Annotated in this window: 19 protein-coding genes; 14 read left to right on the top strand and 5 right to left on the bottom strand. The window is 55.2% G+C overall.

Going from position 1 to position 13,073, the window contains the following annotated elements; genetic code table 11:
- Positions 1-37 precede the first annotated feature (37 nt).
- The 4 genes from J4P41_RS07245 to J4P41_RS07230 form a co-directional block, all read right to left on the bottom strand.
- Positions 38-364, bottom strand: coding sequence for a hypothetical protein (locus J4P41_RS07245; RefSeq protein ID WP_426066597.1), 327 nt, complete (start codon positions 362-364; stop codon positions 38-40).
- 56 nt (positions 365-420) lie between these two features.
- Positions 421-744 (bottom strand): DUF3761 domain-containing protein, encoded by a 324-nt coding sequence (locus tag J4P41_RS07240; protein ID WP_426066596.1) that lies wholly within the window; start codon positions 742-744, stop codon positions 421-423.
- A gap of 62 nt (positions 745-806) precedes the next feature.
- Complete coding sequence (locus J4P41_RS07235) at positions 807-1,547, bottom strand: DNA/RNA non-specific endonuclease (RefSeq protein WP_426066595.1); 741 nt, start codon at positions 1,545-1,547, stop codon at positions 807-809.
- Positions 1,548-1,714: 167 nt separating this feature from the next.
- A complete protein-coding gene (locus J4P41_RS07230; protein ID WP_426066594.1) occupies positions 1,715-1,912 on the bottom strand; it encodes a hypothetical protein in 198 nt (65 codons plus the stop codon).
- A gap of 125 nt (positions 1,913-2,037) precedes the next feature.
- Between J4P41_RS07230 and J4P41_RS07225 the strand changes: the two genes are divergently transcribed.
- Positions 2,038-2,337 carry a hypothetical protein gene (locus tag J4P41_RS07225; protein ID WP_426066593.1) on the top strand — a complete coding sequence of 100 codons (300 nt, stop codon included), beginning with the start codon at positions 2,038-2,040 and terminating at the stop codon, positions 2,335-2,337.
- Positions 2,338-2,419: 82 nt separating this feature from the next.
- Here the strand turns inward: J4P41_RS07225 and J4P41_RS07220 are convergent, their stop codons facing one another.
- Complete coding sequence (locus J4P41_RS07220) at positions 2,420-2,971, bottom strand: hypothetical protein (protein WP_426066592.1); 552 nt, start codon at positions 2,969-2,971, stop codon at positions 2,420-2,422.
- A gap of 383 nt (positions 2,972-3,354) precedes the next feature.
- Between J4P41_RS07220 and J4P41_RS07215 the strand changes: the two genes are divergently transcribed.
- The 13 genes from J4P41_RS07215 (at position 3,355) to J4P41_RS07155 (ending at position 13,070) form a co-directional block, all read left to right on the top strand.
- Entirely contained in the window at positions 3,355-3,693 is a 339-nt protein-coding gene (locus J4P41_RS07215; RefSeq protein ID WP_426066591.1) for a hypothetical protein, read from the top strand.
- On the top strand, positions 3,690-4,517 hold the full coding sequence (locus J4P41_RS07210) for a BRO family protein (RefSeq protein WP_426066590.1): 828 nt from the start codon (positions 3,690-3,692) through the stop codon (positions 4,515-4,517). Before J4P41_RS07215 ends, J4P41_RS07210 begins: the two co-directional genes overlap by 4 nt.
- On the top strand, positions 4,514-4,933 hold the full coding sequence (locus J4P41_RS07205) for a hypothetical protein (protein WP_426066589.1): 420 nt from the start codon (positions 4,514-4,516) through the stop codon (positions 4,931-4,933). The genes J4P41_RS07210 and J4P41_RS07205 overlap by 4 nt, the downstream gene beginning before the upstream one ends.
- Before the next feature lie 224 nt (positions 4,934-5,157).
- The gene (locus J4P41_RS07200; RefSeq protein ID WP_426066588.1) at positions 5,158-5,640 is read left to right on the top strand and encodes an ImmA/IrrE family metallo-endopeptidase; all 483 of its coding nucleotides are present in this window, start codon (positions 5,158-5,160) and stop codon (positions 5,638-5,640) included.
- Positions 5,641-6,219: 579 nt separating this feature from the next.
- Positions 6,220-7,113, top strand: coding sequence for a hypothetical protein (locus J4P41_RS07195; RefSeq protein WP_426066587.1), 894 nt, complete (start codon positions 6,220-6,222; stop codon positions 7,111-7,113).
- The gene (locus tag J4P41_RS07190) at positions 7,110-7,319 is read left to right on the top strand and encodes a hypothetical protein (protein ID WP_426066586.1); all 210 of its coding nucleotides are present in this window, start codon (positions 7,110-7,112) and stop codon (positions 7,317-7,319) included. Before J4P41_RS07195 ends, J4P41_RS07190 begins: the two co-directional genes overlap by 4 nt.
- Positions 7,316-8,506 carry a hypothetical protein gene (locus J4P41_RS07185; RefSeq protein ID WP_426066585.1) on the top strand — a complete coding sequence of 397 codons (1,191 nt, stop codon included), beginning with the start codon at positions 7,316-7,318 and terminating at the stop codon, positions 8,504-8,506. Before J4P41_RS07190 ends, J4P41_RS07185 begins: the two co-directional genes overlap by 4 nt.
- Positions 8,490-9,161 (top strand): phage baseplate assembly protein V, encoded by a 672-nt coding sequence (locus tag J4P41_RS07180; protein ID WP_426066584.1) that lies wholly within the window; start codon positions 8,490-8,492, stop codon positions 9,159-9,161. Before J4P41_RS07185 ends, J4P41_RS07180 begins: the two co-directional genes overlap by 17 nt.
- Positions 9,158-9,520 carry a phage tail protein gene (locus J4P41_RS07175; RefSeq protein WP_426066583.1) on the top strand — a complete coding sequence of 121 codons (363 nt, stop codon included), beginning with the start codon at positions 9,158-9,160 and terminating at the stop codon, positions 9,518-9,520. The genes J4P41_RS07180 and J4P41_RS07175 overlap by 4 nt, the downstream gene beginning before the upstream one ends.
- Before the next feature lie 105 nt (positions 9,521-9,625).
- The gene (locus J4P41_RS07170; RefSeq protein WP_426066582.1) at positions 9,626-10,768 is read left to right on the top strand and encodes a baseplate J/gp47 family protein; all 1,143 of its coding nucleotides are present in this window, start codon (positions 9,626-9,628) and stop codon (positions 10,766-10,768) included.
- Positions 10,765-11,373, top strand: coding sequence for a hypothetical protein (locus J4P41_RS07165; RefSeq protein ID WP_426066581.1), 609 nt, complete (start codon positions 10,765-10,767; stop codon positions 11,371-11,373). The genes J4P41_RS07170 and J4P41_RS07165 overlap by 4 nt, the downstream gene beginning before the upstream one ends.
- A 12-nt stretch (positions 11,374-11,385) precedes the next feature.
- Positions 11,386-12,708, top strand: a complete 1,323-nt coding sequence (locus J4P41_RS07160; RefSeq protein WP_426066580.1) for a hypothetical protein — start codon at positions 11,386-11,388, stop codon at positions 12,706-12,708.
- Entirely contained in the window at positions 12,708-13,070 is a 363-nt protein-coding gene (locus tag J4P41_RS07155) for a hypothetical protein (RefSeq protein ID WP_426066579.1), read from the top strand. The genes J4P41_RS07160 and J4P41_RS07155 overlap by 1 nt, the downstream gene beginning before the upstream one ends.
- Positions 13,071-13,073 lie beyond the last annotated feature (3 nt).

The raw sequence follows: 13,073 nt of genomic DNA, 5'->3' as shown, positions 1-13,073 counted from the left end.
ACAAATTCTGCAAAGGAAATGACTATGCCGGGAATGATCAGTCCATCACCCGAGGCTTGGGAGCTTCTGACCAGATTGGCCCCTGAGTTTTTTCAGCTTCCCGAATGTAATGGAAGAACATTTGTACTGCTTCCTTCGTCATTAGGGTCCGAACGACAGAAGCCTGGTCCGTCCCAACAAACTGCATGCTCGGGCAGTCGATTACCAGCTCTCCTGATTGTCCCGCCCCAATCCTCAGGGGTTGGTCAATAACGTACTGCATAATCGGCTCACCAGCATCGACACGCTTTTGAAAGCGCTCAAGCGATGCCTTGGCCTCTTCAGGGGTATCGTAACCAATCTTGGGCTTCTCTTTTTCGGGCATAAGTCCGCTCCTTGAACAAATAAGGAGCGGAGCATTTGAGATGGAGTCCGGTCAAACTACAGCCATTCATCCACCCCACCATGATGCGAGCATGTCCCGCGATGGTGCGTGCTGAAGCTGTATGAGCCATCGCCGCATTTGGCTGAAGCCCCGGCAGGAACGCGGTTGCCCGTCGTATGGCTTGGGGAGTGGATGCTTTTGCCGTCCACGTTGGTGTAGTGGCCGCCGTCCAGGAGGGTGACGTCTTGGGAGGGTTTTGTCACCTGCGGCTTTGGTTGTGGCGGCTGGAATGCTTGGGCTGTCGGGGTTGTTACGAACAGTCCTGTTGCAATAACAAAAGCGTATAACGACTTATTAACGAAACACCGTAACCGAGACATATTTAGCCCTCCGTAATGGATGGGCGCACTAGTCTTGGATTCGAGTCAATTACCTTGGGTAGCTACTTCGGCCAGCCTTCGATAACTAAATGTTTGTTCTTTTCTATCGTTGCGGTGCCGGGAAATGGATCTACGCCGGTAACGCGGATCAGCGCTTCAATAGGCACCTGCCCGCATGTTGGTTGGAAGACGTTTTTGCAGACAATCACCGCGACTGCTCCTTCCGACGGGTCATAAACCGCTTTCCAGATCGAAGTTGGAATACGAACGTGGCCCTGGCCGATTGTTCCCGCATCGCCGCGAAACGCTGGTCCGGTGACGACAAAGACCTCGCCATCTTTGGCGGCCAGGCTGCGCACATCGCGCTCAATCTTGTTCCATAGGCCAGTATTCAGGGCGATGGACTGCGGCACGACGTTCGAGAGTGCGTATGTCTCGGCGCGGGAGGCCTTGTCTGAGGCGTCCCCGCTTGGCGTCATGTGGCCTCGTGACCATCCGGACCGCTTGTAGTCAGTCAGTTCGGCGCGCTGTCCAAGTGGGAGCCGCAGATCGGCGTGAAAGGCTGCCCTTCCCTGTAGTTTCTCAGCTTGTTCAACGCCCTCTTCCGTCAGGTGCTCAGTGGACCAAAGGGGTTCTTTATATTCGAGCGACTGCTGGGTGGCGTAGAACTGATTGCACAGGACCGGGCCTGCATTTGATTGCGTGGGAAGTTGTCCGTTTGGGCTCACGTCGGTGCATGCAGGCGCAGCCAAGGCGGATACGGGCGCAACGGTCAGGAAGGTAAGCAGGAGCGTACGGCGCATCTGAGCATCTTACACAGTTTCGAGCCGTTGCCATCTCAAGTGAGGTCAGACAGGTCGCACCTCTTGTCGTACTCGTTGATTGCGGCCGTAAGGGCATCAAAGCGGGCGGCCTTCGGCGTTCCGCGAACAGGCTCATTGTCAAACTACTGTTCGATCTCGCGCAGTGCCTACTCGTAGTCGGCTTCAGTTCGAAGGGAGCGGATACGCTTGACTGCAACCGGGCTCGGGACAACCTGCACGGGTGGCAACATAGCCTGAATGTCAGCGACAGTAAGTTCCGGATTGTCCGCATCCATAGAGATGCCCTGATTGATCAGAGCATCTTCATCATCAGATGGCATGACGATATTATCCTTACGAGACATGGGGCCCTTTCGCGTTTCCTGATCTTTCTCAAATTGATAATACGAATGATCCGGGGCGCAAGACCAAGGGGATAGTGCGACCTCTCCTGCTGGAGTAATAGCGAATAGATGTGTACGCTCACATCATGCGCCTCACTCCTCTCGCCGCCCTGTCGCTTCTTGCCCTGTCTGGATGCACATTCCCGCACTACGCGAACAAGGATATCGCATGTGTGAGGCAGAACATGACGTATGGTGGCCCCAATCACGGGCCGATGCCTTTTGATTATGCGATGGGTTTTTGTGTGCAGCATACGTCTAATGACGTGCTGGGGATCGTAAACGCACATCAAGTTCCGCTCGACCTTAGAGCGGACCAGGAATTGCAAAAGTTAGCCGAAAATCCTGAAACAAACCCTGACGGATACGCCTACGTCAAAAGGTAAGCCATGCTCCGTAACGTGCTGGTGTTTGGGGTGGAGGGGAATACCCCTCCACGGCAGAGCGGATTCGGGTCAATGGGATGGATTAGAAAGGGATTTCATTGTCCAAACCTGGATCAGGAATATGAGGCACTGCCCAAGCTTTCGGGGTCATTCCAGCTTTCAGAAGGGCCGCCTGCATCATACTTGCTGCTTTCGAGCGATCAGGAGAGGCTTTTGTCTCTCTCCACGTATCAAGAAGAGTCGGCATCAACGGCCAAATGATTTCAATATTTTCGCGCCGCAAATAAGATAATTTCTGGTCTACCGAAAATATTTTCCAATGCTGCCGCACGAAATCCAGCATTTCTTCTTCTTCAAATGATGGGTGAGTGTTTTCATCCTTTGCTAGCTTAATTGCCCTAACGCCCTCGCTAACATCCCAGTAATTGCGCCAATTCGCCGCATCGTAGCCATTCCCTCCGTCGTCCACTTTGGTGCGATCGGCAGCCTCTGTCACGGCCCTCTCAATGACTTTCGTGATCGTTTGCCCATTCAGACGCGCGACGAACTCCAATGCAAACCGCATTTTGGGATCAAGGCGGATTGTAAGGCTTTCCGACTTTCCCGCCTTCTTCTGAGTTCGCTGGATGGCCACGTTATATCCTCGAATCTGCAATTTCGATGATAATTAAACGCACAGCATTTTACATGCAAATCATGCTTGACGGCGCGTAATGCCTTGACGCATAAATGCAATGCACAATCAGTGCACATACACTTATCGGAGTGCGTATGCCTCAACAGATTCCGAAATATCCGCGCAAAAGGCCCCCTGGCTCATTCAAGCGCCTCATTGTTGAGATGTCCAATGATGAAATCAGCTTGGTTGATAATTGGGGAATAGATGCAGGGATGCCATCCAGGGCAGCGGCGTTTCGACGTCTTGTCAGGATAGGCTTGGAAACAGAAAAGGCATCAGGGGCCAGTTTGCAGACCACCCCCGATGCCTCAACAACCACCCTCTGAAAGGAAATGGCCATGAGCCACGATAGCACACCTGCGTCTGAAGGCGCAAAAACGATCTTCAATACCGTTGAGATTGATTTCAGAGATGCAATCAAGGCTCTCTCGCGTGAAGATCTTGAGAAGATCGCGGGTGACCAGTGCACAAAATTGTGCCTGATCTGGGAAAGCGTTATCGAGATGCTCAGCATCAACAATCCACCCTCTCGGGATAAGATGCTTCAGATTGCTGGAGACATGCTCGAAGCCCTCGATGATGAGGACGTAAGCCATGAAGTATTTTACGGCGGTGAGCATCGGGAGCGACTGCTCAAACTCTTTCCTGCCCTTCGTAGCGAAGGAGACGCAGCATGAGCAGCGCAATAGTAGCCTTTGCATTTGAAGGGCATTCAGTTCGTGGCTTCGAATATCAAAGCGAGGCTTATTTTATCGGCAACGAGGTAACTGAGGCGCTTGGCTATTCCAATGCCAGCAAGGCGTTAAGCGACCATTGCAAGTCATTGAAAAAGATCAATTATAACGAATCGTTAGAAATGGGCCTCACGGAAAAGGGGCAAAATCTGAGAGGGTTTTCGGTTATCCCTGAACGGGATGTGTATCGCCTCGTGATGCGTTCAAACCTGCCGACTGCAGAGGTCTTCGAAGAAAAGGTAGTCGGAGAGATCCTTCCCTCCATCCGCAAGACGGGCGGGTACATGGTCGCGGCGAAGGAAGAGACGCCGGAAGAGCTGGCGCTTCGGGCTGTAACGGTTCTGCAGGCTGCGCTGGAACGACAGAGAGAAGAGTCCCGTCTCGAAATCGAGCGCCAGAAAGCCCTGATTGACGAAGTGGCCCCTAAGGCGCGTGCACTCGAAACACTTGCTGGTATGCGGGGGTTCCATACCCTCACTCAGACCGCAAAAGCCTGCTCATGGCCTCGTGATGCATTCATTGAGGAATGCAACCGCACCAATTGGATATATCGAGACCGGGCAAAAGAAATCTGGATGGGGTATTCAGATAAGGAAAAGCTTGGATACTTGAATTACAAGCCTTTCCAATACACCAATAGCGAAGGGCGACTAATCAAGAAGCCTCAAGTTGTCTTTACTGACAAAGGATTGGCGAAGATCTGTGCCATCTTCTCGGCCAAGGAGCCCCCTCGCCCTTTCGCCAAGAGGTCGGAGGCAGCGTCATGAGCGCGCTGGCACTGGCAGGAACTGCAAGCTCTCCGAATAAACTCATGCGGATTGATCACATGGGCCTGTATCCCGAGGTTCGGCGCGGGGACTATGTGATCTGGCAGGAGGTTCGCGGCTTCGTTCAGGAAGGGCTGTACGTCGTGGCGAATGGCGACTTCCAGAACGTCTATCAGGTCCAGAACTGCGGCGGGAAGCTGGCACTGCTCTGGCCTGATCGGGACATTGACCCGAAGACGCGGGAACGGAAGCCGGGGATTGAGCCGCTGGAATACTCGCTGGAGGACTTTGCGAAATTCTGCCTGGGGTTTGTGGTGGCTACCGTGAAGGTCCAGCACGAAGGGGCTTTCCTCGGGGGCGAGACTTTGAAGGGTCGCAACGCCCGAGCGCCTAAACGCAGCCTAGTCGCTGCCTAACTATGGAACCGCCCTTCGGGGCGGCTTTTTTTGTGGCGCTAAACCCCTCAAATGTGAGAGCGTTATTGTCTCGGTTGTGATTTGGGCTGCGCGCAGATATTGCCGCGTGCGGAAAATGCGGACATATATGCGAAACTTATAGTGCTCTTTGGATTGAGCGAGACTGGGAGCAACAACTCACTCGATTGATGAAAAGACAGTTAGTAGATGATGGGAGGCCAAATATGACAATGAAAAAAATGACCCCCCAAGAGGTCCTCGATAAATATTGGACGAGAGGTATCTTACCGATAGACCCTGAGAAAATCGCACGAAAAGCTGACATTAAGATTGGAAATTTACCTTTTGAGGAGGTGAATGTAAGCGGCTGGTACTTGCCAACCGGCAATCATGGTCAACCAAAAATTTTGGTAAGCCGATTTGAGCCAGAGCGTCGTATCCGTTTTACCGTTGCCCACGAGCTCGGACATCACTTTCTGCAACATGGCGAGCGGCCTCGGGATTCCACCAAAGAATTCAACATCTACAACTTCGACCCCATCGAAACTGAAGCAAATAATTTTGCGGCTGATCTTCTGATGCCCGCAGAATATGTTTCTGCTCTGATTAAAGGGTTAGGCATCACTTCAGTAAAAACACTTTGCGAGAAATTCGATGTATCGGGCGTTGCTATGGAAATTCGCCTTAAGAAGCTAGGTTATATTTAAGTGGTAGATATGAATGGCGATCTTTCCGACGGTGATATTACTCAATCAGGTGTAGTTAATATTGACGAGACGCTAGAGGACCAAAAACAAAAACGTATATTCCGTTGGTGGATATTCTACCCTTTTGGTTGCCTTAGTTTCTGTATGTTTGTCGGTTTGTTTTGTGAGCTAACTAGATTGCTTACCTATAATGATCTTGTCATAACATCGTCTATGCAAGACTGGCACTCGAGTCTTCTTCTTGTTGCTATATTGGTAATATATGCTTCGGTACCTTTGTCGATAGTTATTTCTCTAATGAGAATGACTTCATCAGCAAAAAATAAGAATGAAGATGATCCACTCTTTACCAGTCCCCAAATTGAATTCATCAAGAATATTATAGGGCTAGCCTCAAGCGCAAAGTCCTAAAAAGTTAAGACCTACCCTCCAAGCCGCCCCTCACCGGGCGGCTTTTTTGTTGCCTTATGAACGCCGTGTCTTGCGGCCTGGCTCATCGCTGCAAAGCGCGTGTTGCCTCGGGTTTTTCTTGTACTGGCCCCTGTCCTGTACTACGATTCTCGCCTTATCGGAGGCGGAATGTCCAGCACACTTCTCAACGCAGAAACGGCAATCAGTTATCTCTCTGGAGCGGGTGGAAACACAACCTTCAGCTTGGGGACGATTACCCTGGAAGAGGTGGAAGTTCCTGAAGCGCTTCGGGTGGGCGGCGCTAATACGCTGATCGTGCATCAGTTGCCGGGTGGTGATCGTATCATCGACGAGGGCGGTAACGATCCGGCCCGTATCACGTTGGCTGGGCGCTTTCAGGGTGCTAACGCCTTGGCTCGGGCGCGAACGATCGAGCAGATGCGGAATGAGGGGGGTACATACCCATTTCGTGCGATCAACAGCCTATGGAAGGTTAAGATCCGCGCCTACGCCTACACTTACACCCAAAAGGGATACTTCATCCCTTACGAGATGGAGCTGGAGGTTGTCACGGCGCCTGTCTCAACGGCGGCAATCGGCACCTCCGCCCTCTCCTCTCTCGTCGGCTCCGGCGTAACTGGCGCACTCAAAACAATCACAAGCGCGATTGCAGATGTGTCATCGGTGGCATCGGAGATCGCTGGAACGGCACAGAACGTCATCGGGCAGGTAACGCCTATTGCGAACATGATTGGTGTTGGTGGACCACTGGCAAAAGCTCAGGACGCCCTGACAAGCGTATCGGGCATGGCGACGACGGGTGAAAATCTCGCAAACCTGCCGACGGCGCTTTCTGGCACGATTACAGGTTTGCAATCGACTGTTGGTCAGTTGGGCTCTGTCGTTTCTCAGGCGGGCGAGAATCTCGAAAGTATCGGTACGGGCAATGCCGCTTCTTTGCTCGCTATTGCTGGCAATGCTCACCTTGAGCTGGGCGCGCTCGAAGCCAGTCAGTCGGCCAGTGTGGCTCTCAAAAATACACAGGCGGTTTCCGGGCAATGAGCAAGACGATTACCGTCACGGCTGGCGACGTCTCGTTGTACCACGTTGCCGGACGCGAACTGTCTGACAGTACGCAGTGGTGGCGCATTGCTCAGGCGAATGGGTTGAGTGATCCGGATCTGTCGTGGCTAACGGGGCCTGTGCCGCTTGTCATCCCGGGCGTTGATCCGTCTCTAACGACAGGACTGCCGGAGACTGGATCTTGAGCGAGAGCACGATCACGGCAGTTGGGCATCGTTCAAGCGGGCCTGTCCGGTCGATCCGGGCGCGTCTGCTGGTGGATGGTGTCGAGCATCCGGAGACGCGCGTTGAGCAAGCGACCTGGAACCGGACACGATATTCGCGGGCGGATACGGCTGACCTGACACTTGCTGTGGATCGGGCGAAGCTGAATGCTGCCGGGAAGAAGTGGTTCGATCCTGTTACGGCTGATGGAGCCTTACCTCCTGACGTGAAGGTCACGCTTCAGCTTCGGGATGAAACTGTCACGAACGCGACTTGGAAGACGGTGTTTTCCGGGCTTGCTGATCGGGTGAAGTGGTCTCCTACCGAGACGCGCGTTGAGGTTGAGTGCCGGGACATGCTGGCAAAACTGCTTGATCTTCGGGTACGTGAAGCCTGGATGAACAAGACAGGACCGGAGGTCATCAAAGCTGTGGCGTCTGCCGCTGGGCTTACTGCCGATGTGACACTCTCTGCGGGTATGACCGGGCAGTTCTGGCAGTTGGAGCACAAACGGTCCTCGGCTGCCACGCATCACAAGTTCCAGACGGCGTTTGATCTGGCGCGGTATATTGCGGATGAGTTCGGCTGCGATCTGTACGCCGAGGGCGAGACGATTGTGTGCAAGCCGGTCGGATCACCGTCTGACAGTGGGGCGCATATTCATGCGTTTCATTACAATGACCCGGGGCCAACGTCGGCCATTCAAGCCGGAGCCCTGAGCCTGACACTGGAACGGGATTTCCTCACGAGCAAAAACGTGGTCGTGCATGTCATGTCTTGGGACAGCCGGCAACGAACGCGGGCTGAGACGTATTTCTCGGCGGATGGTCATTCCCGGACGCTCGCTGAGAACGCGGGCACGCTCTACAGCTATCGGTTTCCGGGGCTTCGTCAGGAGCAGATTGAGCGCAAGGCAGAGGCGATCTATCGGCAGATCATCGCGCATGACCGGACTGTTTCTCTCAATATTCCGGGTCGGATTACGCTGGAACCACGCCATTTCATGCGGTTTTCAGGCACGGGTAGTACCTGGGATCTGACGGGTGACGACGCGTACGCAGTGGACGCCGTGTCCAGCACATTTGGCGCAGACGGGTCGTTTCTGCAGGACGTAACATTGAGGAACCGCGAAGCCTCGAACGGAGGAAACAGTGACAGCACTGAATGAGGCGCGCCGCGTGGCTGAAGCTGCTGTGGCGCGGGCGGGAAAGCCATTGAACGGCATTGTCTCGGCTGTCGATCCGGTCAACCACTCGGTTAAGGTTCTGATGCAGCCTGACAATGTGGAAAGTGGCTGGCTGCCGGTTGCTACAATAGCGGCCGGTTCAATCCGCATCTGTCGCGTTCCGGATATGAACGAGCACGTCACGCTCTTGGCGATGGAAGGCGATGCCGAGCATCTGAGTGTGATCGCGGCTCAGTTTGATGCTGTTGTGATGCCGCCCGTGTCTCCTGCGACTGGCAAGCCAGCGCAGCCGGGGGAATTGCTGATCCGGACCGGATGCGGCCAGCCTCCTGCCCTTGGAGGTCAGACGGATGGGATCACAGATAGCCGCGCATCGTGGTGGCACATCACACAGGCCGCCATTTATTCGGGAGTTGGCGAGACTACCGAAACCATGACCACCAATGGCGTTGTCTGGAGGGCCGGTGACTGCACTGCATCCCTCACCTCATCTGGTTTTGCGGTCACTGGGGGCAATATTACGACGGACAAAACTGTGATTGGCGAGGAAGACGTGAAGACTGACGAGCACTCTCTCAACGGCCACGTCCACACTAATGGTAATAATGGCGGCAACACAGGAGGTCCTGTAGGATGAGCGCAATTTCTCACATCATTGGCGGAGATTTGATTCTCGATAGCGCGGGTGGTCTTGGCGTTGTCGGCGCCGCAGAAGAAGCACGGCAGGCGATCCTGCGGCGACTGTGCACGAATGCTGGCGATTACCCCTGGCACCTCGACTACGGCGTTGGGCTACCCGCTCGCATCGGGTCTCCAATGCAGGAAGGCGATATTCAGGCAGCCGTTCTTGCTCAGTTGCAGCAGGAGAGCGCGGTCGACCAGTCTCAGGCCCCGACGGTCGCGATTACGGATCAGGGGTCCGGGCAGTATCTGTGCGTTATCCAGTACGTGGACAAGCAGACACAGAGTGTTCAAGGGCTATCATTCTCAGCCTGATTTTGCTTGTACTTGTGACACAGTCGGCGTACTCCTAATCTATCATTGCCCTTTTTGCGGCAACAAGGCGCTCTTTGGGGCGCCTTTTCTGTTTCTGGCGCGTGCATGTCCCTAAATCTCCGATCGTTTTCAACGACCGTCAGCGCGGCCGTGGCTGCTGCACAGGCATCGTGCGCCTCGCTGTTGGATCTGTCTGTCGGAACGGCTGGACGTGCGCTTCTCGAAAGCGTTTCTGGCGTTGCTTTGTGGCTTCAGTATCAGGCGATTCAGATCCTGCTTGTCACGCGACTGGCTACATCATCGGGCGCAGACGCCGACAGCTTTGTCGCTGATTATGGCATGACAAGGCTTCCGGGAACGGCCGCGACGGGCTCCGTCACTCTAACGAGCTTTACGCCCTCGCAGTCCTCAGCAGTTGTAGTGCCGGGCGTTCTGGTTCGGACGGTTGCTGGTGTGTCCTACGCGGTCGTGCAGGATAGCTCCGTCTCAACGTGGTCTGATGCATCAGGCGGCTACGTTCGGCCGGTTGGGACGTCCTCGATCACTGTTCCGGTTCAGGCTGTAACGGCTGGATCATCTGGAAATGTGGCTGTCGGGGCAATTTGCCTGTTGGGCACCAGTGTTTCTGGCATTGATACGGTCACGAATGGCGCAGCGCTTACGAACGGGGCTGATCAGGAAACGGACGCAGAATTGCGCGCTCGCTTTCCGGTCTGGCTGGCTGCGAAAGCAACGGCCAATCGGGCGTCTGTTCAGAATGCTGTTGCTAGTGTGCAGAACGGCCTGACGCAGGAACTGATTGACGGCTACACGCCTGACAACACCTTTACGCCCGGATATTTCACGGTCGTAGCAGACGATGGCTCCGGCACGCCGTCCGACGATCTTCTAAGCAGTATTTACGACGCTATCTCTGACGTTAAGGCGCTTGGTGTCCAGTATGCCGTTCAGGCCCCAACGGATGTAATTGCAAACGTCTCGCTGACTGTACTCGTGCCTGTAGGTACTGACGTCTCTGCCGTCACGGCTGCTGTATCGACAGCGATTTCCGCTGATATCACGGCCCGCGCTGTGGGTGCTGGCTACGAGTATTCCCGCCTCTCCTACCTCGCGTACACGAGCGCTGGCGTGACCGTTAATGGCGTGACGGATGTTCTGCTGAACGGGGCGCAGTCTGACATTGCGGCGGCTCAGAAAACCACAATCCGTCCCGGAACAATCACGGTCACAGTGAGTGCAACCTCGTGAGTACGGGCGATCAGAGCGATTTCGTTCGTCGGCTGCGTGGACTGCTGCCGCGTGGGTGGTTTCCTGATCCAGTTGCGACTGTCTCAACGGAGCAGGCCCCGGTTCTGGTCGGCATCCTGTCCGGTTTTGGCAGTTCTCTTGCCGGGGCGTGGACGCTCCTTCAGCAGGTCCGAGTCTCTACCCGCCTGAGCACTTCGACAGGCTCAGTTCTGGATCTGGCGGCCAATGATTTGTTTGGCGTCGGCCAGTTCCCGCGCGCCAACGGCGAGACGGATGCGGCGTATCTCGCTCGCATCGAGGCCGCTTTAATTGCCAAGAAAAACACGCGATCTGCCATTTCTGCGGCACTGACCGCTGCTGGAGCTACTCAGGCCCAGATCGTCGAGTGCTGGAACGCCGCGGACTGCGGAGCCCTTCTCCCGGCAGGGGCAAGCAGAGGGTTAGGCGGATACGGCGCGCCAGCGCTGCGATATTCGGGACGCCCAGGGCAGTTCTTTCTTGAAACTGCCGTCACAGCTGACGTCCTGCCAATCGTCCGTAAATCGGTCGTGCAGACCAAGGCATCTGGTGTTGTCGCCTGGATCCGCAACGCTATCCCATCATAATGGAGGTCCGACTTGGATACTCATATCGTCTATCCGGGCCAGATCCCGCAGGATACGGACCTGCTCCTTGCTCAAAAGTTGTCAGCTCTGAGTGTTGGTGGTCTGGGTGATATCCTGTACGGCCGCACAGCCGCGGCATGGGGATTTTCTCCGACGCTGAGTTCAACGGCTCTGACTGTTACGATCGACGCGGGTGTTATCCTTGCTTCGGGGCCAATCTTGCCGACTGCGCTTGGCGGCCAAGGCGGTGGCCTCCCTGCTGATGCAACGGTCACGACCAAGCAGTATCTTCTCCCTTCGGCACAGACGCTGACCATCCCTGGAACAGGCGGCACATATACTCTTTATGCGCTGTGTTCTGACGTTGATACGGATAACGCACTGCTGCCGTTCTGGAGCGCGAATAATCCTACCCAGACGCAGGCGGGTCCGAACAATGCGGGCACCCAGCTTGCCACGCGGCGGGCCTCGCAGGTCGTACTGACGCTGGCACAGAGTGCTCCGGCTGCTCCTGCAAATGGCAGCGTTATCCCGTTGATGACCTTCACCGTCCCGAGTGGTGCGACAACAGCCTCCGGCGTAACATACTCTCAGCGAGCAAACACGTTCTGGTCGACTATTCCCGAGCTGGAATCCGGTCGTCTTCTGAAAGATGCGGATTATACGGTCAGTCAGTATTTCACCCCACAAACGAAGACGCAGTTACTGGAAGTCGAGATTCAGGGCGCGGGCGGAGCATCGGCGTCTGCAACAGGAAATTCCAGCAACTCAGTTGCCTGCGGCGGGCCAGGAGCGGCTGGTGGTTATATCCGACTCTTTGTCGACCTGACCAAAGTGTCCGTCCCGGCTGGAGGGTTCTATCTCTCGATAGGCAATGGCGGTTTGGGATCGACGGCTGCAAACGCTGTTGGTGGTACGGGTGGGGCTACTTCATTTGGGAGTATAGCTACCGCGAACGGTGGTGCCGGAGGTAATTCGACCGGGCCGATTGCTCCGGGCAATAGCGCGTGGGGCGGTCAGGTGGCAGGCGGTACAACCGTCGTGACTGCGACGGAGGGGGTTACGGTCTCCGATGCCCTGACAGGCGAAAACGGGCAGAGCCCTTTTGTCATGTATGGGGCCAGCAACGGGATCCCTGTCCCGCTAATGGGGGCTGCTCCACCTAGCAAATGGGGGAGTAGCGGACCTAATGCCACGACCGGGTCCGCGGACGGAGTTTCTCAGAGCGCTCGTGGTTTCGGTGCTGGCGGCGGAGGGACTGGGAGCGTTGGGGCCGGAACGCAGTACGGATCGTCCGGAGCACCAGGCAAGATCCGTATCCGGGAGTATTCCTGATGAGTGGAACAACAAGCAATCTGGTCTCTGTCACCCTGAGTGTTCTGGCAAAGCAGGTGGCCCCTCTTCTCTTGGAGGCGCAGCTTCAGGGCATTAATATCAGCGGTGCTGAGATTGACGGAATTGCGGTCTCTGACGCGATTACGGACGCATCTAAGACAGCTCTGGATGACCAAAAAGACATAGCCGGTGGCGTTGCCGCCCTTTCATCTGATCTGGGACTGATGCTGAATGGCGTTGAAGTCATGGGCGCCTCTGCAGATGGCCATCTCCTGATCAAGGTTGATTTGCCCACTATTGACCCAGGTATTTCCGGTGCACTCTGGAACAACGGTCAGTATGTGATGGTATCGGCGGGATAATCC

It is taken from the genome of Gluconobacter sp. NFX36 (assembly GCF_049887835.1).
Lineage (GTDB): Bacteria > Pseudomonadota > Alphaproteobacteria > Acetobacterales > Acetobacteraceae > Gluconobacter > Gluconobacter japonicus_A.
This window is presented reverse-complemented; position numbering and strand designations above follow the sequence as displayed.